Source organism: Lactobacillus sp. 3B(2020), assembly GCF_013487845.1.
Taxonomy (GTDB): Bacteria; Bacillota; Bacilli; order Lactobacillales; family Lactobacillaceae; genus Limosilactobacillus; species Limosilactobacillus alvi.
In genome coordinates this window covers 945,239-964,893 of record NZ_CP047410.1, presented here as the reverse complement: position 1 = coordinate 964,893, position 19,655 = coordinate 945,239, and the positions used below count along the sequence as shown (strand labels likewise).

The 19,655-nt window shown below is 41.9% G+C and carries 15 protein-coding genes; 4 read left to right on the top strand and 11 right to left on the bottom strand.

Annotated elements, in window-relative coordinates:
• Positions 1-19: 19 nt before the first annotated feature.
• The 4 genes from cydC to GTO83_RS04785 are packed head-to-tail and all read right to left on the bottom strand — an operon-like array spanning position 20 to position 5,957.
• Positions 20-1,768 (bottom strand): thiol reductant ABC exporter subunit CydC, encoded by a 1,749-nt coding sequence (cydC, locus tag GTO83_RS04800; RefSeq protein ID WP_180871981.1) that lies wholly within the window; start codon positions 1,766-1,768, stop codon positions 20-22.
• Positions 1,761-3,491: a thiol reductant ABC exporter subunit CydD gene (gene cydD / locus GTO83_RS04795; protein WP_180871980.1), complete on the bottom strand. Its 1,731-nt coding sequence runs from the start codon at positions 3,489-3,491 to the stop codon at positions 1,761-1,763. Before cydD ends, cydC begins: the two co-directional genes overlap by 8 nt.
• Positions 3,491-4,516, bottom strand: a complete 1,026-nt coding sequence (gene cydB / locus GTO83_RS04790; RefSeq protein WP_180871979.1) for a cytochrome d ubiquinol oxidase subunit II — start codon at positions 4,514-4,516, stop codon at positions 3,491-3,493. Before cydB ends, cydD begins: the two co-directional genes overlap by 1 nt.
• A 1-nt stretch (position 4,517) precedes the next feature.
• The gene (locus GTO83_RS04785; protein ID WP_180871978.1) at positions 4,518-5,957 is read right to left on the bottom strand and encodes a cytochrome ubiquinol oxidase subunit I; all 1,440 of its coding nucleotides are present in this window, start codon (positions 5,955-5,957) and stop codon (positions 4,518-4,520) included.
• A gap of 404 nt (positions 5,958-6,361) precedes the next feature.
• Here GTO83_RS04785 and GTO83_RS04780 point away from each other — a divergent pair, with 404 nt between their 5' ends.
• A complete protein-coding gene (locus GTO83_RS04780) occupies positions 6,362-7,582 on the top strand; it encodes an NAD(P)/FAD-dependent oxidoreductase (protein ID WP_180871977.1) in 1,221 nt (406 codons plus the stop codon).
• A 90-nt stretch (positions 7,583-7,672) separates the two neighbouring features.
• Here GTO83_RS04780 and GTO83_RS04775 read toward each other — a convergent pair whose 3' ends face one another.
• The 7 genes from GTO83_RS04775 to GTO83_RS04745 all read right to left on the bottom strand — a co-directional run bounded on the left by GTO83_RS04775 (position 7,673) and on the right by GTO83_RS04745 (position 16,479).
• Positions 7,673-8,587 carry a prenyltransferase gene (locus GTO83_RS04775; RefSeq protein WP_180871976.1) on the bottom strand — a complete coding sequence of 305 codons (915 nt, stop codon included), beginning with the start codon at positions 8,585-8,587 and terminating at the stop codon, positions 7,673-7,675.
• A gap of 140 nt (positions 8,588-8,727) precedes the next feature.
• Positions 8,728-9,639 (bottom strand): DMT family transporter, encoded by a 912-nt coding sequence (locus GTO83_RS04770; protein ID WP_180871975.1) that lies wholly within the window; start codon positions 9,637-9,639, stop codon positions 8,728-8,730.
• Positions 9,640-9,754: 115 nt separating this feature from the next.
• Positions 9,755-10,774 carry a DUF1002 domain-containing protein gene (locus tag GTO83_RS04765; protein ID WP_180871974.1) on the bottom strand — a complete coding sequence of 340 codons (1,020 nt, stop codon included), beginning with the start codon at positions 10,772-10,774 and terminating at the stop codon, positions 9,755-9,757.
• 79 nt (positions 10,775-10,853) lie between these two features.
• Positions 10,854-11,576, bottom strand: a complete 723-nt coding sequence (locus tag GTO83_RS04760; RefSeq protein WP_180871973.1) for a DnaD domain-containing protein — start codon at positions 11,574-11,576, stop codon at positions 10,854-10,856.
• 156 nt (positions 11,577-11,732) lie between these two features.
• Positions 11,733-13,031, bottom strand: a complete 1,299-nt coding sequence (asnS, locus tag GTO83_RS04755; protein WP_180871972.1) for an asparagine--tRNA ligase — start codon at positions 13,029-13,031, stop codon at positions 11,733-11,735.
• Between the two features lie 21 nt (positions 13,032-13,052).
• Positions 13,053-13,571: a DUF5590 domain-containing protein gene (locus tag GTO83_RS04750; protein ID WP_180871971.1), complete on the bottom strand. Its 519-nt coding sequence runs from the start codon at positions 13,569-13,571 to the stop codon at positions 13,053-13,055.
• Positions 13,572-13,641: 70 nt separating this feature from the next.
• Entirely contained in the window at positions 13,642-16,479 is a 2,838-nt protein-coding gene (locus tag GTO83_RS04745; RefSeq protein ID WP_180872123.1) for a helicase C-terminal domain-containing protein, read from the bottom strand.
• A 153-nt stretch (positions 16,480-16,632) separates the two neighbouring features.
• On the opposite strand from GTO83_RS04745, the gene mvk reads away from it, so the two are divergent.
• The 3 genes from mvk to GTO83_RS04730 are packed head-to-tail and all read left to right on the top strand — an operon-like array spanning position 16,633 to position 19,654.
• Positions 16,633-17,559, top strand: coding sequence for a mevalonate kinase (gene mvk, locus GTO83_RS04740; RefSeq protein WP_255463192.1), 927 nt, complete (start codon positions 16,633-16,635; stop codon positions 17,557-17,559).
• A complete protein-coding gene (gene mvaD, locus GTO83_RS04735; protein WP_180871969.1) occupies positions 17,560-18,528 on the top strand; it encodes a diphosphomevalonate decarboxylase in 969 nt (322 codons plus the stop codon).
• Positions 18,529-18,547: 19 nt separating this feature from the next.
• A complete protein-coding gene (locus GTO83_RS04730; RefSeq protein ID WP_180871968.1) occupies positions 18,548-19,654 on the top strand; it encodes a phosphomevalonate kinase in 1,107 nt (368 codons plus the stop codon).
• Position 19,655 lies beyond the last annotated feature (1 nt).

The following is a 19,655-nucleotide window of genomic DNA, read 5'->3' as shown; positions in this document are numbered from 1 at the left end:
TAACGCTTTTTTATTAGAACTATCTTCCCTCATCTATAGCTTTTAAGCGTTGATAACGCTCATTGGTTTTAGCAAGCCCTGCTGGATGACCATCCATCACAAGCTCACCATCTTCAATAAAGATCACCCGATCCATGGCATCAATTCCTTGCAAGTGATGGGTAATCCAAATCAAGGTCTTACCTTCCAAGTTACCAAAGAAGGTATCCATTACTTCACGCTCTGTTACCGGGTCAAGGCCGACTGTCGGTTCATCCAAAAGGACGATTGGGGTATTAGCCAAGAGAATCCGAGCTAAAGCCAACCGGTGCCGCTCCCCACCAGAAAAACGAAGCCCTGCCGAATCAACCATTGTCTCTAAACCCTGTGGCAAACTTTCAACCATTTGCCGTAAGCCAACTTGATCTAAAATCTGCCAGACGTCGTCAACCGTCGCGTTTTCGTTCCCAATCCGGAGATTATTCAAGATCGTCGTGTTAAATAAGTATGGGCGCTGGTTAATCACCCCAATATACTTAGAAATTCGATCTTTATAATTATGGGTTGGAATGCCTGCAAGGGTTACATCCCCAGTACTTGGCTGGCGATCCCCACGAATCAAGCTAGCTAAAGTACTCTTTCCAGATCCACTCTTACCAAGAATTGCTACCTTTTGGCCCGCAGGAATTGATAAATCTAGCCCCCGCAAAACTTCTTTACTTGTCCCGGGATAGGTGTAATGTAAATTTTGAATTTTAAAGTCTAATGGCTTTTGGACTTCTAATTGATCAGTCTTGGCCTGTGGGATTGGCGGCAATTGATTAAGCCGTTTAAGGGAATCAACGTAAACATTTGTCTCTTGAGCAGCTGCTGGTAGTCCAGCTAAGGCATCTTCCAAAGGGAAAACTGCCAACACAAACGCTGCAATCCAGTTTGCGGTACCGCCATATTGACCACCAAACTTTGCTGCACCCCAAATCATCAGGCTAAGCACAATTGCCAAAATTACCAATTGCATCAAGAAATCACGAAAACGTTCAAACTGATGAAGGGCTGTTTGAGTGGCAAAGAGTTTATTTTCACTGTTGAGGTGTTCAGCAACATATTCCTGGTTTCGTTGAGCAAATACCCAGTCAACAATCCCCATAACGTTATCAGTTAAATCGGCATATAAATCATTTTTAACCTGTTTTTCATACTCTTGCCGGGCCCCATTAATAACTACTGACCAAGCTGGAATGGCAAAAATCATCAGGCCGAAAAGAACCAACATCGCGAGCCCCATTAACGGTGAAATAAAGCCAAGACCAACAACAATGATAGTGTAAACGCCCCAAGCCACAAAGTTAGGAAAAATTGTCCGCAAATACAAGTTTTGGATGTGAGCGACGTCTTCGGATAAGAGTCCTAAGATATCCCCCAGACGATATTTGCTATTGAAAAACACCGCATCTTGTTCTAAGGAATCGTACATCTTCTTCCGAAATTCAGAAGTCATCTTAAAGACCCAGTTATGACTGGTTAATCGTTCTGCGTACCGGAAAACCGGCCGGAAAATCCCAAAGCCCCGCGTTAGGACAATTGGGACGTACACTAGCAAGATATTATCAGGTCGGGTCGCAGACTTTGAAATTAAGAAGCCTGAAGTAAACATCAGTCCTCCAGCACAAACAAAGGTTAAAATCCCTAAGCTAATCGCCAATACCAAGGTTCGCTTGTAATGCTTTAAAAATGGCTTAACCCATTGATCATGCTTTAGCGTTTTTAATAATGGTAGCCGATTAAGCATGCGCTTTTCCTCCTCTCATTTGACCGACAAGCCGGTTAAAAGCCCCATCTGGATTAGCAAGTAATTGATCATAGGTTCCTTGTTCAACCAACTGCCCTTGTTCCATTACTAAGATGTAATCCATCTGTTTCATCCAGTGTAACCGGTGAGTCGCAAAGAAAACGAGGTGATCTTTCATTAAAGGTAACATTTTTTCCTTTAATTCAAGCTCAGTTTCAATATCTAAGTGGGCAGTAGGTTCGTCAAAAACCATCACCCGCCGATTTTGGTCAAGAAAGGCCCGGGCTAACGCGATTCGTTGGGCTTGACCACCAGAAAGGGCTCGTTTTCCGGAACCAATTTCCGTATCAAGTCCTTCAGGCAATTCATTAACCATTTCAGTTAATCCCACCACTTGAATTGCCTCTTGAACTTCTGCATCCGTTGCCTCGGGATGGTAGAAAGCAATGTTTTCTCGTAAACTTGCCGAGAAAATATAAGGAGTTTGCGGAATATAAGTAAGTTGTTTTTGCCAATTAGGATCGTTTAACGTGGTTAACTTTTGCCCTTCAATGGTAATTCTCCCTTCATTAGGAGTAAGAAAACCAGCTAAAAGATTAATCAAGGTTGTCTTTCCAGAACCACTCATTCCAATAATACCGATCTTTTGGTACCCTTTAAATTTCACTGATAATGGGGCCAACCCCCGCTTGGTTTCAGCATAGGCAAAACCGAGGTTGCTTAATTTCAATTCATCATTAGCTTGCCATGCATGTAAGGAGGTTTCAACTCGCTTAGCTGGCTTTTCGTTAATTAATTCCATAATTTTATGAAAGGAATTTTTCCCATTCAAGGTAGCATGGTAATCATTCGCAAAGTTCCGAATTGGTAAGAAGTATTCAGGAGCCAATACCAAAATCACAAGGGCTGGGTACAGAGTTTCTTGACCATTAATTAAGCCGACCCCTAAGAAAACTGCGAGGACCGCAATTGATAAGGTTGTAAAGAAATCTAAAGCAAAGGTGGAAGTCATCGCAATTCGTAAGGTCGCCATCGTTGACTTCCGGAAATCTTCACTTGAGCGGTAAATACTCTTAGAGTAAGCTTTACTCAACCCAAAATATTTTAAAGTATCGATCCCGCGCAAGGAATCAATGAAGTGATTAGATAACCGTTGAAAGGTTTCAAATTGACGATCGGCTTGGGCTTGGGCTGCATAACCAAGAACAATCATAAAGAGAATAATCAACGGGTAAACAATCGTCATAATTAATCCAGAAACCCAGTCAAGATAGTAGGCCACGATTAAAATTAGAATTGGAACTACCATCATATTAACTAACTTATTCAGGACCAATTCAAAGTAATCTTTAACCTGAGAAATCCCATCTAGTGTCAGGGTTACCATGTTCCCCGTTCCTTCTCGCTGAACCATGCTTGGACCAAGTTCAAAAGTCTTTTGAAGGAGCTGGGTTCGTAATTCCTTGGCTTTATTTTGAGCAAATTTGTCAAGCATCCCATTAATTAACCAATTTTCGGCATGTCGAAGCACAAAAGTTAAGATAAATAGTCCAACCCAGTGGAGTTGACTTTGAAAAGAATCTCCTTGCCATAAGCCGACTAATACTGCTGAAAGTGATAGCGTCTGACCAATGATAAGAAAAGCTTGTAGGACGTGAAGTCCTACAAGCTTTCCCATCATTGACCGCACTCCTGGAATTTTAAATAGGAGTTGATCAACCATTAATATCCCTCCAAGGGCTTATCCACCGTTGGCATGGCAATCCGCTTTCTGAAAATCCAGTAGGCCCAAATTGTATATGCCAAAATAAATGGTAGTAAGCAAACCGTTGCAATCGTCATTACCGTCAAAGTATATGGCGTTGATGAAGCACTATTAATTAATAAGTCATAACTTGGTTTGATTGATGAGATCATAACCCGCGGGAACAACCCAACAAAAATCATAGCTACCAAGGAAACCATCGTTAAACCACTTGAAATAAAGGCCATTACTTCGTTGTCCTTAAAAAGAGCAACATGAGCTAAGATGGCAAAGACTACAATTAAGACAACCGTAATCCCCGTTCCAAATGGGTGAACACTAAAGAAGTCCGTTTGGAAAATTAGTAAGAGAGCAAAGACAATTAAACCAACATAAAGCACGTAGTAAAGGGCCTTGGCAAAGTTCTTTGCCGTTTCCCGCATTTGGCCTACCGTCTTGAGGGCAATGTAATTTAAACCGTGAAGATATGTCAAAAGCATCAAAGCGATTCCTCCAACAATGGAAAACCAGTTGAAGTAATCAAAGAAGTGGGCGTGCATGTTACCATTAGCATCAATTGGCATCCCCTTAATCATGGAGATAAACATTACCCCTAAGAAGAATGGCACCCAAGCACTAGCAATCCCAAGTAACTTTGTCCATACCTTCCGCAACTTACCATCACTCTTAGCCCGAAATTCAAAGGAGACTCCCCGGAGAATTAAGCCACATAAAATGGCAAGTAAAATTAAATAGTAACCACTAAATAAAGTTGCGTACCAGAATGGGAAGGAGGCAAACATTGCCCCACCCGCGGTGATTAACCAAACTTCATTTGCATCCCACACAGGCCCAATCGTTTGAATAATTTGGCTTTGTTCCGCATCATCTGAGGTTAAGGTGTTAACAGCCATCCCTACCCCGTAGTCGAAACCATCAAGGAAGAAGAAACCAGCAAACAAAACCCCAATTAAAAGGAACCATAAAATTTGAAAGAAACTCATTTTAGAAGGCCCCCTTATCAAATGGATCTAATACCTTTTCAAGCAATTGTGGGTTATCCAGGTTAGCTGGATCCTTCCTCAATTCCTTGACAACTAAGTAAACCATAACAATCGCTAAGGTTGTAAAGAGGATAAAGTAAACAATGTTAGATGTTAACAGTGAAGCCACTGAAACCGTTGGTGAAACAGATTGTTGAATCGTGAAAAGACCGTAAACTGTCCAAGGGTAACGTCCAAATTCGGTTACGAACCAACCAACTGAGTTCCCAATAAATGGTACAAAAGTAGTTAAGGCAACTACCCAAAGCATCCATTTATGGTTGTAAAGGGTTTCTTTTTGCTTTCGCGTAAGAAAAAGCGTCACAATTGAAACTAGGGCAACCCACATCCCGATACCTACCATGATTCGGAAGCTCCAGAACATAGTGTTAACTGGTGGGTAGTAATTTACTCGGTGACCTGCGATGTACTTTCCATATTTCTTGGTCAAATCTTTATTAATTTGGTCCATCCCCTTGATTGAGCCAGAGAACTTGTTGTAAGACATAAAGCTCAACATCCCAGGAATTTCGACACTTCCCTTTAATTGATGCGTTTTCTGGTCAGCAACTCCAAACAAAGCTAAGCCAGCTGGACTCTTAGTGGTCTTGTAAACCGCTTCGGTAGCCGCAAATTTCATTGGTTGTTCCTTGATCAAGTATTGCATTTGGGCGTGTCCAACGGCAATCGTCAGAACAGAGAAAATCAAAGCAATGCACATTCCAAAACGCATTGAAGTTTTGTAAACCTTCTTAGTTTCATCAGAAACGGCTTGCTTCTTGGCCTTTAACATTTGGAAACCGGTTAAACCGGCCACGATAACGCCACCCATCATTAAGGCAGCAAAAACTACATGCCCGTACTCAAACCAAAGTTGTGGATTCTTAAGCAATGCAAAGAAATTGGTCATTTCGGCCCGCCCATTTTTAATTGTGTAACCCACTGGGTTTTGCATAAATGAGTTGGCCGTTAAAATCCAAAGTGCAGAGGTTAAAGAACCAATACTCGTCATCCAAATAAAGAAAGCGTGGAGACCCGGCTTGACCTTGTTCCAAGTAAAGGTCCACAAACCGATAAAGGTCGATTCCATGAAGAATGATAGTAAAGCTTCAAAGGCTAACGGCGCCCCGAAGATATCCCCCATGAACCGGGAATAATCTGACCAGTTCATTCCAAATTGAAATTCTTGAATCAGCCCGGTTACAACTCCGACCGCAAAACTTAGTAAGAAAATATTCCCCCAAAAGCGGGCCATTTTCTTATAAACATCGTTCTTGGTATGGACGTAAATACTTTCCATCACAGCAATAGCGAAGGCAGTCCCAATCGAAAATGGGACAAAGAAGAAGTGGTAAACCGTCGTCATTGCGAATTGGAAACGCGCCAAACTAACAATGTCCACTATTATCCCCCCTAAATAAAATTTATCGACAAATAAGCCAAAAATAATAGCAAATAATATATCCGATATTCATTTCATAGTTTACTCTTAAAAAGTTAGTATTTCAACAAAAGATTAAGTAACGATAAATTATTTTTTGACTTTTCAATAAATAAGTTTTTTCACTATTTTTAAATTATAAAAAAGCACTTCATTTCTTTTGGAAGCGCTATCCAGTACGATAATTATAATTTTTTCTCTCAATACAAACTTTTTTCCACAAAAGTTATTTTTTTATTTTTCACAAACCCATTTACTTGTTATAATTATTACATCAATAAATAATCATCAACTTAAAACTTAATTTTCGCAGGTTACCTTTTAAGCTGATAAGTCATTAATTGACTTTTTGAGGGGGAATTTTTATGAAACAAATCGTCGTATTAGGTGCCGGTTACGCCGGTTTAAAGACTGTCCATGAATTGCAACGTAAGGCTGATGGTAGTTTTAAGATTACCTTGGTAAACAAGAATAGCTATCACTACGAAGCAACTGATCTTCATGAAGTAGCTGCCGGAACGCAACCAAAAGAAAAAATCACTTACGAAATTGCGGACATTGTTGATCCAAAGGTAACAACTTTTATTCAAGACGAAGTCACTAGTTTTGATCCGGAAGCAAAAACGGTTTCCCTAAAAAACCATGATGACCTTAGCTATGACTATTTGGTTGTAGCCCTTGGTTTTGTTTCTGAAACATTCGGTATCAAAGGAGCGGAAGAATTCGCTTTGCCAATGACCAATGTCAAAGAAGCTGAAGCCATTCACGCTCATATTCTTAAGGTTATGGATGACTACAAGCAGGATCCTGATCCAGATGCTTTGAATATTGTGATCGCTGGGGCTGGTTTTACAGGAATTGAATTAGCTGGAGCCCTTGCCGATGGTCGAAAGGAATACGCCAAACATGCTGGTGTCACTCCATCTGACATCAAGATTTCAATGGTGGATGCCGGAACTCGTCTCTTACCAATGTTCAGTGATGGCCTTGCTGAATACGGGGTTAACTTGGTTAAGAGCCTTGGGGTTGATATTATCACTGATGCCCGGGTTCAAGAGGTTACTGATGGTAAGACAATCTATGTCTTTGGTCAAGATGAAGAAAAGACCCCTCATGAATTGACCGCTAAGACCATCATTTGGACAACTGGGGTTTCTGGTAATCCATTGGTTGACAAAGCTGGCTTAAAGGCTCGGCGGGGACGGGTAATTCCAACCGAGCACTTAACTGATGCTGATCATGATAATATGTATGTTATTGGTGACGTTGCAGCAGTTATGCCACCTGATGGTCAACGACCATACCCAACGACTGCTCAAATTGCTTTAGCAATGGGTAAGTATGTTGCTAGTGATTTAGTAAACGTTGTTAAGACCGGAAGTCACCTTAACGAAGGCTTTGTTTACAAGTCCCTAGGAACCGTTGCTTCTGTTGGTAACACCCGGGCATTTGGGGTTGCAATGGGCCACGAAACCCGTGGCTACATGGCTTCGGCTACCAAGAAGATGATTGCTAATGAATCTCTCTTCAAGATTGGTGGTATGAAGGAAGTCTTTAAGAAAGGACGCTTCGATCTTTACCACTAGGATTAATTTTAACTAAATGTTAAAGCGGCGATGAAGAAAAAAGTTTCTCATCGCCGCTTTTTTAATTTCTATTGAATTAATCGCATCACTTTAAAATACCCAATTAAGTAACAATCCCAAAGCAAAAGTTACCACTTGAACTAGAGAACCAAGGAGAAGAATCCGAATAGCCGTTGGAAAAGTTTCCTTCTTGACTTGGCGAGCCTTTAAAATCCGGGTCTGTTTAATTACGAACGGAATTAACAACAGGGTTAATAAAGTAGTCCACGGAGTAAAACCGAGGAAAACCGCTAGGATAATTGCTAAAAAGGCGATGACATTCTTAATTGCAAACGCCTGGAGAGCCACCTTTTTCCCAATAAAGTGGACAATCGTAATCCGTTGGTTATCCTCATCTTCTTGGGCATCGCATATATTGTTTGCCAACAACAAATTGGAAATCCAGAGTTCATCTGGTAAAGCAACTAAGAAAATCACTAATAAACTAAAAGGATCCCAAGTAAAATGTTGGTAGGCATTAATATAAACGCTAATCAAGGTAATCATGAAGCCCATGGTAAAACCAGAGAAGAACTCCCCAACCGGTAGACCAGATAAGGGATATGGGCCCGAAGAATAGGCAATCCCAACCGCAAAACAAAAGATTCCCATCCATAAAAGTGGTAGTCCAACTTTTGTAACTAAAAAAATTCCTAGTAAGGCTGCGATCGTTACAAAAGATACCAACATCCAGAAGACGAGTTTGGGTGAAAGCCCTTCTCGCCCAATAATATTGGTATTTTGTTTATAATCTTCAGTATCAACTGCGTGGGTATAATCATGATAATTATCAAGCATGTCAACTGACATATTAAAAAGTAACATTGCCACAAAGAAAACTGCCATCAAGCCCCAATTGACACTATTAAAATAAAAAACACTTAAACATAGGCCCAATAAGCATGGCAAAATACTTGCCGTCTTAGCCTTAATTTCAACTAACTCTAAAAAAACTTTTAAAGACAATCTTATCCCTCATTTCCATCAACCATCTTACACGAAATTGGTAATGAAAAAAAGGGTGAAAGCCACTTTAAAAACCGTCAATTAAGTGGTTACTTGAAAAAACGAGCACGACCAAATTGACGGTTTTTTATTAGCCTGATTTATTCCAAATTGACCCCTTTTCGGCGGCCATTCTGAAGAATGTAGATAGCTAAAAGCACTAACCCAATCCCAATCACTTCAAAGAAGGTGATCTTTAAGTGGAAAAAAATAACACTTAAGACCGTTGTCATAATTGGTTGCAAGGCATCCATAATACTTACCACATCAGCAGGTGCCATCCGGCTAGCGTAGAGCAACATCCCAAATGGGAAGATCGTCCCAAAGAAAATGACGGTTGTAACGGATGAAACTAAAGTAGTTGTCAAAGGTGGTACTCCCACCCAGAAGGGATGCATTAGGTTAAAGGCAATTCCGGCAATCATCGTTCCCCAACCAAGTACAACCAGCGGTGGATTGTCCTCAGCAGCTACTTTGGGTAAGACAACATAAAAAGCAGCGGTAACCCCAGAGCCAAGCCCCCAAAGCAAAGACACCAACGGCACTGCCAAGTGGGTTAAATCCCCACGCGTAATACAAAGAAGAACTCCAAATAAAGCGATAATAAAAGCAATAATGTCACTTCTGAGTGGCCGATGGCGATAAAAAACAACTCCACCTAAAACAATAAAGAGTGGTGATAAGTATTGTAAAATTGTCGCCGTCGACGCATTCCCAGTTTGAATCGAGTAATAGAAGGTTAATAAGTTAGCTGCAAGTCCAAATAAACCATAAGTAACGACTGAAAGGCAGGCTCGTTTGGTCTTAAAAACATTAAAAATCTTTCCCCGGTAAATGACAGCACTTAGGAGTAATAAGAAGACTCCTGTGACCGTTGTCCGAGTTGAGAACATCCACGGACCAGGAACAGCAAGGTTTTGAGAAATCAGTTGTAAAACCGTTCCCGAAATCCCCCAACTAAATGAGGCTAACCCAGCCCAGGTCATCCCCTTCAAAACATTGTTATTGTTCATTTTTTCCCTCCGAATTCAGCAATACATCGATTTTATCATTTTTAACTTTTTTTATGCCAATCATTTACATCAAAAAAGGCTTAGAAAAGTTTTCTAAGCCTTTTTCTTTATAATCTTAATTTTGTTGGAAGAATCCCTTTATCCAATTAACCAACCGTTGAAACCAATTGGTCGCTTGACTTGCTGCTTGCTTACCAGAATCACTGTTCAACCAATTCTTCGCCTTATTCATCAAATCCCCAGTCGAATTCTTTACGTTATTAATCGTATTGGAAACATTTGAAACATAAGTCTTTGAAGATGAAATTGGTGAATTTTGGAAGTTAACCAAAGCGTCAGCAATTTGGCTTTGTTGGTTAGTACTGGTTTGGTCCGCTACTCCCCGTTTTTGCAGAGCTTGTTTTAGGATCACTTGGATTTGTACTTTAGTGAGATTCTTGCCATTCTGTTTTTCTTGGGCCACTTGCTTGGAAGTATCCCCAACAGCTGCCATCAACTTTCCAGCGTAACCACTATCGTTACTATTAGCGTCGATCGCACTTTGAGTTGCCGTTAACACTGAGTTGGCCGCACTTGTGTTTTGGGTGTTTAACTGATGTCCATCAGCGGCAAAGGCCTTATAAACTCCCGTTAAAGCAGATTCACCAGAAACCGCCCGATTGGCCGTTACCGTGATGGTAATATCGGTAACCCCAGCCATTTGTGCAACCATAGCGTATTGCTGAGCTGTGACCTTAGTAATATTACTCTCTCCATTATACTTCTTGATATTCACTTTAACCCCAGAGCCAGGATCTGTGGGGGTGATTGCTACTGATGAAATCATCGAAGCATCGCTGGTTGTACTCCCATTTCCGATGTAAGTGGCATAATCCTGCCCCGTCGCCGTCAATTTCGTAAAGGATGAATCAACATCCATCACATCATTTAAGTTGGCATAGGCACTTTCTGAAGCACCAGATCCATAGACGACATAGGACTTAGACAACGTTGATGTTTGTTGTCCCTGATTCGCGGTTGTATCCGCATGGGCGACTATCACTGGTTGATCAAAAGCCGCACTTGTCATTACGGCCGGGGTTGCTAAAGCCGTTGCCACCATTAATGAAACGGCTAACTTTTGTTTCTTATTCATAAACAAAAAATCCTCCACTAATAAGTTCTAATCATATTATATCTAAAAGCCAAATATTAATCGTTCCTAGAATTGAACTTTACTGATTCTTACCTTTTGGCTGATCGGCTAACTTAAAAATTGGAATATGCGGCGTTGGCAGTTGATCCATTGCTTTTTGATTAACTGAACTCCCGGACCGTTGCTCCGCATAGTTCTTTAAATCTGCCTCGACTGCTTGGGCAGTCGTTAATTTCCGTCGTCGCCAGTTCAATAAGATCCGATCCATATACTTGAAATTATATTTACCATTTAAAACCGTTTCCCGTAAGGCAAGTTCAATAATTGCGGGATCATAGTGATCTTCATCAAGCCAGTCATTCACTAACCCAATTTCCATCGGACTTAAAAGGCGTCCAAAACCGCTTTCTAATTTTTTAAAAAGTTCTTCTTTGGTCACCTTTTCTTGAGCTATTTGAGAAGCTTGGTCCTTCATCAAAAAAGTGGCAATTTTATTTTCTAAGGGTGAAAAGTCATAAACTTCTGCTTCTTGGCCACTTTCATTTTTTTGTAAAGTCTGGCGTAAAAATTGGTGATTGGCAAGTTCATGGATCAATCCATAGACTTGATCCGTTTTTGTTCCTAAGTAACCCGCAATTTGTTTAATATTTGGGACTTGTCCCCGATCCAAAAAACTCTTTAATTCGAGGTAAACCATAAATTCTCCGGTACTCATCCCCAAGTCATGGTAATGATGTAACAAGACATTGCTAATGGTTGTCTGGCCGAGTACTAAATATTTGGAAAGAATATTTTCTGCCATATTTCCTCCTTAAACCCAAATCACGGGTAACTCAAAGTAAGTAAGAAAGCCACCAACTTCAGTAAGAAGTGATCACCTAAAACTGCCTAAATTAAGCGTTACTCTTCCTACTCAAATTGGTGGCCTATTAAATTTAATTTTAAATTAGCTTCTAAATTAAGGGTAAAGCCGGTTGAGCATCCGTGGGAATGGAATCGTCGTCCGTAAGTGGTCTTGTAAAGTAATCCAACTTAAGAACCGTTCCAAACCAAGACCAAAACCGGAGTGCGGAACTGACCCGTACTTCCGTAAGTCTAGGTACCAAGCATAATCCTTTGGGTCTAAACCGGCATCCTTAACAGCTTGGAGCAAGGTATCGTAATCCGTTTCCCGTTCGGACCCCCCAATAATTTCCCCATAACCTTCTGGGGCTAAGAGGTCGGCACAAATGTAAACATCATCCCGGGTTGGGTGATTCTTCATGTAGAACGGCTTGATTGACTTTGGATAGTTCAAAATGAAGACTGGCTTGGAGAAGTGATCAGCCAAGAAGGTTTCTTCTGGTGAACCAAAGTCATCGCCCCACTTCACGTCTAAGCCACCTTCTTGCAATAAATCAATGGCTTCATCATAACTAATCCGTGGGTAAGGCGTTTGGGTAAATGGCTTCAAGGTTTCAGGATCCCGACCAAGGACTTCAAGTTCATGGCTACAATCTTCAATCACTTTTTCAACTAAGTAGGCCACATATTCTTCTTGAACTTCCAAGCTTTCTTCTTGATGCATGAAGGCCATTTCCGGTTCGATCATCCAAAATTCAATTAGATGTCGCCGCGTCTTAGATTTTTCAGCCCGGAAAACTGGTCCAAAGGAGTACACCTTGTTCAGAGCTAAGGCCCCTGCTTCTTCATAAAGTTGACCAGACTGAGAAAGATAAGCATCTTGTTCAAAGTACTTAGTGTGGAAAAGATCAGTCGTTCCTTCAGGTGCATTCCCTGTCAAAATTGGTGGATCAATCTTAGTAAAGCCATGACTTCCGAAGTATTCGTAGTTGGCCCGGATAACTCGATCCCGGATCTTCATCATTGCTTGAGGCTTACTCGACCGTAACCAAAGATGCCGGTTGTCCAATAAGAAATCGATTCCATGTTCCTTGTTTCCAATTGGATAATCTTCACTCTTATCGATTAATTCTAAATCTTCGATTTGAATTTCGTATCCAAATTTGGAACGCTTGTCTTCATGAATTTCTCCAATTACCCAGAAACTGGCTTCTTGGTGCAATTCATGCTTTGCCATTTCAAAAATTTCGGGGGTAACCTTGTTTTTGAGCAAAACGCCTTGGAAAAAGGCTGTTCCATCCCGTAATTGCAAGAAAGCAATTTTCCCGCTGGAACGCTTATCGGTTAACCAAACCCCAATTTTTACTCGTTCGTTGACGTGCTTTGGCGCATCAATAATGTTAATTGTTTGCACTCGTGATTCCTCCAAATATTCTTATAGGTTGTTGATCCGTTGAACGTACTTGCCAGATGTAAAGTTTAACAGGTCATAACAAAGTGATCCATTCGCATTGCGGTAAGATACTTCCCAAACCACATGGTCATTAAAAACTCCCGGTGCCGCCCGTAAAACCTTTTTAACTTTGTTTTCAGACCGCACCTTAGCAATTGCCTCTTGTTTAGTCAAGCCATTTGATTGCTTAACTACCCGAAGCTTCCCCCCTTTTTGGGGCACAATTACTAAAACGGCTTGCCCTTGGCGATTTTCCCCACTCACAGTGTAATAGGTATGATCACGATTATAGGTGTAAAAACCATTCGCAGTCTTTAGGCCAGCATACCTTTTCGCCAAACGGATCGCTTGGTGTTGAGCACTTCGCATTGGTTGGGTTGCTAAAGCAAATGTCCCCCAAGTAACTAAAATTACTACCAGAAGAAACATTAAAGTCCTAACGACCAGTTTTTTCCCAGAAATCCGACTTCTTTGACGTTGAACATCTCGCCGACTTTGCATAAAAGCCTTCCTTCCTAAACAATATCAGTAAAAGTTTATCATAGATTAGCCCCGCTTAGTAGGGATTAATTCATTTTTCATTGACTTTCCTTGCTTGCTGAGTTAAAAATGCCGCCGCCTTTTGGGTTAATTCACTTGTCATTAAGCTTTCCTTATTTAAGGATGGTGGTAAAGCATTTTGCATTGTCTTTCCATAACGTTTCGTCGTAATCCGCGGATCCAAAACAACAACCACTCCATTATCAGTTGGTGTCCGTAATAATCGACCTACGCCTTGACGAAGTCGAATTATCGCCTGTGGTAGCTCATAATGATAAAAGGGATTTTTCCCTGCCTGCTTTAACAATTCACAACGGGCTTGATTTTCAAAGCGGTTCGGTGCTTCGAATGGTAGACGCGTAATAATTAGTAGTTGTAGTTGGTTGGCTGGTAAATCGATTCCTTCCCAGAAACTGGCTGCCCCCAGAAGAACCGTATTTTGGCCGGTACTAAATTGTTTCAAAAGTTTATCCCGGTTACCGTTGATCCCTTGAGCTAATATATCCCGTTGATTAAATAGATCAGTTTGGCGTAACTTAGTGTAAACCCGCTCGATAGTCTGAAGAGAGTTAAAAAGAACCACTGTTTGGCAATTAGTAGCTTCTGCTAAATTGGCAATGGTTTGTGATAAGTAAGTTATCACTGTTTCATCACTAGCTTCGGTTGGCGAAGGGGCATCCATTGCCATCAGAAATCGCGCCTGGTGTTCGTAGTCGAAAGCAACTGGCAGACGTTTAATCTTAACTTTTTCCCGTTCTAAATCCAATTGGTCAAAAATAAAAGCGGATTTATTGGATGTAAAAAGGGTTGCCCCAACAAATAGTTGGCGGTTGAAATGGGCATAGACCCGTTCTCTTAAGAAATGATTGACAGTTAAATTGCCACCAGTTAAAACCAAAGTTGACCGTTCACTCCTTGAACGCATTGTCAGCCAAAAAAGCGGAGTCTCATCTTTTTTTTCTAAGGTAGCTCGAATTGCTTGAAAACCAGCTTCAATTGTCATCAAATGACTTAACTGACTTGCAAATTGATTCATCAGATATCGATCGCTTCCTAACCATCGTTCAGCGTGATCATTAAAGAGGTGCTGAAGTGTAGTGAAATGTAATTTTAGGCTGGCTGTCGCTTGTTCAAAACTTTCCATTAGCGGATTACTAGAATCTAGCATGATTACCAGTTCACCATTTACTAAAACTTGTTCGATAAAGCCATCCAGATTGGGCTGTTGGTCTACCTTCGTTAAAAAGGCCAAGGTTAATTGCTCAACCAAGTCTTTTAAGGCTGATAAATCCTTACGGATCAGTTCTACGTGATAAGCACCAATTGGAAAAGCATTGAAGAGTTCTGCTAAATTGGCGTTACTGCTAGGATTTGTCAAAGCTTGCATTTGGTTGATTGCTATTCGAAGCTGATTAAAAGAAATCTGTTGACGACTCTCGCGTTGGGAGTTAATTGCTAAATTTTGGGCTTCATCAACCACCAAATAGGTTTCATTAGCCAAAGCACCTAATTCTGCCGCATGGGCCACTAAGTAGGCATGGTTAGTAATAACGACGTTGGCGTGGCGTAATTGGCGTTGCCGACTAACTAGAAAATCATCCCGGTAAAAGGGATCGTCTGCCGATAAATTATTTAATCCAGTATGGCTAACTTCGCTCAAATACGGAATTTGTTGAGCGTTTAAGTTTAATTCTTCCAAGTCACCGGTCGTAGTTTGCAAAAGCCAGATTAGAATTTTCGCCTTCAAAAACTGACTGAGTTGAGAATCTTCGTTGACCATTAATGAATGGGCAAATTTACTAATACTAAGGTAATGAGAATTTCCCTTTACCGTAACCGCATTAATTTTCCCCGGAAGTAATTGTTTCAATTGGGCTATTCCTTGAGTAAGGAGCTGGCTTTGTAATAAATTAGTCGCTGTCGAAACAATAATTTTCCCATTTGGCACCGTCAAATAGGTAAGTGGCAAGAGGTAACCCAAGGTCTTTCCGACCCCCGTCCCCGCTTCAACCATTACTTGGCGGGCCTTATCCCGGGTAAAGAAGTTATAAATGGCGTTCATCATTTTAGCTTGGATTGGCCGATACACCAATTGGTCCTGGTAAAGCCGAATCTTTTGCCGTTTCGTCATTGGATAAGTCAACCGGGCATCCCCCTCACTGATTGTTAGCGGTCTTTTTTTATGCAAAACCAGACCGTGACTAACATACAAATCCTCTGACAAGGATTGCGGCTTAAGTTTGCGTTGCCGTAATTCCCGTTCAAATAATAATTTTGTTTGCTGCGGTAAGACCAATTCCATCTTTACCAATTTTTTCAAGGTTAAGGTTGGGAGCCGATGTAGTCGCGCTAGTAAATCCACTAATAACTGTGCAGTAGCTTCCGCATCCGAAATTGCACTATGTGGTTGATCATGTTCGATTTTTAATTTGGCACTTAAGTCCCGCAGGCGGTAACTTTTAGCATTTGGGTACAGGAGTTGACTTAAGGTCACCGTATCAATTGCCGGAATTTGCAAGGGTTTTTCCCCGGCAGCCATTAATTCCGCATTTAAAAAAGGAAAATCAAAGTTAACGTTGTGAGCCACAAACACTGTATCCGCAAGCATACTTGTTAACATCGGTGCCAAATCATCAAAGACTGGCGCACTCTCAACATCGTGACTACTAATTCCCGTCAACTGGGTGATTGATCGTGGAATAGGTTTAAGGGGGTTAACTTTCGTTTCAAAACGATTGATAATTTCTCCATCACAAATTAGGAGGCACCCGATTTGGATAATCCGATCCCCCTCCTTAACGTTTGTACCGGTGGTCTCTAAGTCTACCACCGAATAAATTTGACCGTGGTCGGCTTGTTTTTTTCTCATTTCAATTCGTTCTTTCTTCTTTTGATCTTCATCCATCATACTATGATCAATCAAAAATAACCACGATCCCTCATGACCATTTCTCATCTTTTGCTTTTTAATGGTAAAATGGAGGAAGTTATTTTAGAAAGTAGGTTACGGACTTTGAAAACAATGGGTTATGGTGAAAGTCACGCCAAGTTAATTTTGATCGGTGAGCATAGTGTGGTCTACGGGCAACCGGCAATTGCCCTTCCGCTTCCCGATATTAAAACCAAAGTTCAACTATCGCCTCAGCGCGGCGCTGCTCAGATTGAAAGCCGGTATTACACTGGTTTATTGGCCCAACTTCCAGCATCAATGAAGGGAATTCAAAAGTTAATTTCCGCTCTCCAAGTTCGTTTTAAGGATGATGGTCACTGGGCAATGACGGTGACCTCCCAAATTCCAGCCGAACGGGGGATGGGATCCTCTGCGGCAGCGGCAGTAGCAATTGTCCGCGCCTTTTACGATTACTATGAGGTTCGCCTCGACCGGCAAGAATTACTTAAATGGGCGGATATTGAAGAAAAGGTTACCCACCGAAGTCCGAGTGGTTTGGACGCTGCAACGGTGAGTTCCGCCCAACCATTATGGTTTGTCCGGGGTCAGGCCGGGGTTACCTTACCCTTGGATTTGGACGCTTATGTTGTAATTGGGGATTCCGGTGTTCACGGCGCCACCAAAGAAGCAATTGCGGCAGTTAAAGCTGAACTAACCGCTCATCCAACAACAGCCCAGGCGGCGATTGATGATCTCGGTCGGTTAGCCGAAGATGCCAAGCATTTTCTTGCTTCCAACCAACCGCAAGCTTTAGGAACGGTTTTGGATAAAGCCCAAATCAATTTAGCCACCCTGAACGTAAGTGATCCAACTCTTGATCGTTTAATTGCCGAAGCTAAACGAGCCGGCGCCCTCGGAGCAAAATTAACGGGAGGTGGCCGGGGGGGTTGTTTCTTTGCCCTCGCTAAAGATCATCAAACTGCTAACCAACTTGTTGCTAACTTACAAAATGCCGGGGCTACCCAAACTTGGCTACAACCATTAAAGGAGGAAGTCTAAATGAAAGCGACGGCACGTGCTCACACTAATATTGCGCTTGTCAAATATTGGGGAAAAAAAGATCTAAAACTCATGCTTCCCCAAACTGATAGTCTCTCCTTAACCCTCGATCGATTTTATACTACGACAAAGGTCGAATTTGATCCGACTCTTAAATCCGATCGAATTCAAATTGATGGTCAAATTGCCAAACCTAAAGTAGCTAAACGCGTTAGTGATTTCCTAACATTGGTCCGGGAACGCTATCAAGTAAGCGACTTTGCCCACGTAACTTCGATTAACAATGTCCCAATGGCCGCTGGTCTTGCTTCATCTGCTTCTGCTTTTGCAGCTTTAGCAGCCGCTGCAACCTGGGCAAGTGGTCATCATCCCACCCGGCAGGATCTTTCCCGCTTAGCCCGGATGGGTTCAGGTTCAGCAACCCGATCAATCTTTGGTGGTTTGGTACAATGGCATGCCGGTGTTGATGATGCGACTTCTTTTGCTGAACCAATTGAAGAAAGCGTTGACTTTGGCCTTGAAATGATAGCAATTCTCATAGATACCCGGGAAAAGAAGGTTTCCAGTCGCGGGGGGATGCAACACGTGGTTGAGACCTCGCCTTATTATCCAGCCTGGCGAGAAGTAGTTAAGGCTGATATGGCGAAAATTAAAATGGCAATTGCCAAGCATGATGTCAATGAAATCGGTCACATTGCTCAAACCAATGCCTTACGGATGCACGCTTTAAACTTAGCCGCTGATCCTGGCTTTACTTACTTTAATTCCCAGACCCTGGCGGCCATGGCAACGATCGATCACTTGCGTGAATGCGGGGTAAACTGTTATTATACGATGGATGCCGGTCCCAACGTGAAGGTAATCTACGACCAAGCGGACCGGAAAACGATCTTTAATACGTTAGCCGCCCAATTTGGGGCTGACCACTTGGCGGTCGCTAAACCAGGCCCCGGCGTTGAAGAACTATAGACGAGAGGAATGCCTAAATTTGATTACTGCAAAAGCACCAGGCAAACTTTACATTGCAGGCGAATATGCCGTCGTTGAAAACGGCTACCCAGCAATTCTGGTTGCCCTCAACCAATTTATTACTTGTACAATTAAAAATGCAAATGGTGAAACCGGGCAAATTATTAGCCAGCAATACCAAAACAATGCGGTGTCATGGCGCCGGCAAGGAGATGAACTAATTGTTGACCAACGCGACAATCCTTTTTCATATATCTTAGCGGCAATTAAGGTCACCGAAGAATATGCCAAAGCCTGCCATCAAGAGCTCAAGGTTTATGACCTGCAAATTGATAGTCAACTTGATAATCAAAGTGGCCGAAAGTACGGTTTGGGTTCCTCCGCTGCCGTAACCGTTGCTACTGTTCGCGCCCTTTGCAAGTTCTACCATTTAAAGGTCACTAAAGATCAAATCTTTAAATTAGCAGCCATTGCCCACTTTTCCGTCCAAGGCAATGGCTCCTTAGGGGATGTCGCTGCTTCTGTTTATGGCGGTTGGATTGCTTACCATTCTTTTGACCGCCAGTGGCTTGCTGAACAACGAAAAGTTTTGTCTTTACCTAAGCTATTAACCCTACCTTGGCCAAACTTAAAAATTGAACCCTTGAGTGTACCTACCAATTTAAAATTAGTGATTGGTTGGACAGGAAAACCCGCTTCAACTTCTCGCTTAGTTGATAAAATTGCGATCTTCAAAGCAGAACACCAAGTAAAATATCATCAGTTTCTAGAAAACAGCCGCCTCTGTATTAAAAAAATGGTTCAAGGTTTTCGGACTGGAGACTTGCGGATCATTCAAGACCAAATTCGCACTAACCGGATGTTACTGGCCGATTTAGCGCGTCAATCAGGGGTAGATATTGAAACACCCCTTTTAAAGAAACTTTGTCAAGTAGCTGAACAATTTGGCGGTGCGGCCAAAGCTTCCGGGGCTGGGGGCGGTGACTGTGGTATTGTCGCCATTGATTCCCATGTCGATTTAAGCCATTTGATGATTGCTTGGCAAGTTGCAGGCATTGAACGATTACCATTAACTGTTCACTACATCGGTGACGTCCAACGTTACTCCCTAAAGCCAACGAGGTAAG

Excerpts from the sequence above, each read along its gene's own strand:
- mvk (WP_255463192.1), top strand. The coding sequence starts at position 16,633 with ATGGGTTATGGTGAAAGTCACGCCAAGTTAATTTTGATCGGTGAGCAT.
- mvaD (WP_180871969.1), top strand. The coding sequence starts at position 17,560 with ATGAAAGCGACGGCACGTGCTCACACTAATATTGCGCTTGTCAAATAT.
- GTO83_RS04745 (WP_180872123.1), bottom strand. The coding sequence starts at position 16,479 with ATGAGAAAAAAACAAGCCGACCACGGTCAAATTTATTCGGTGGTAGAC.
- GTO83_RS04750 (WP_180871971.1), bottom strand. The coding sequence starts at position 13,571 with ATGCAAAGTCGGCGAGATGTTCAACGTCAAAGAAGTCGGATTTCTGGG.
- cydB (WP_180871979.1), bottom strand. The coding sequence starts at position 4,516 with ATGAGTTTCTTTCAAATTTTATGGTTCCTTTTAATTGGGGTTTTGTTT.
- GTO83_RS04760 (WP_180871973.1), bottom strand. The coding sequence starts at position 11,576 with ATGGCAGAAAATATTCTTTCCAAATATTTAGTACTCGGCCAGACAACC.
- GTO83_RS04780 (WP_180871977.1), top strand. The coding sequence starts at position 6,362 with ATGAAACAAATCGTCGTATTAGGTGCCGGTTACGCCGGTTTAAAGACT.
- GTO83_RS04770 (WP_180871975.1), bottom strand. The coding sequence starts at position 9,639 with ATGAACAATAACAATGTTTTGAAGGGGATGACCTGGGCTGGGTTAGCC.
- GTO83_RS04765 (WP_180871974.1), bottom strand. The coding sequence starts at position 10,774 with ATGAATAAGAAACAAAAGTTAGCCGTTTCATTAATGGTGGCAACGGCT.
- cydC (WP_180871981.1), bottom strand. The coding sequence starts at position 1,768 with ATGCTTAATCGGCTACCATTATTAAAAACGCTAAAGCATGATCAATGG.
- cydD (WP_180871980.1), bottom strand. The coding sequence starts at position 3,491 with ATGGTTGATCAACTCCTATTTAAAATTCCAGGAGTGCGGTCAATGATG.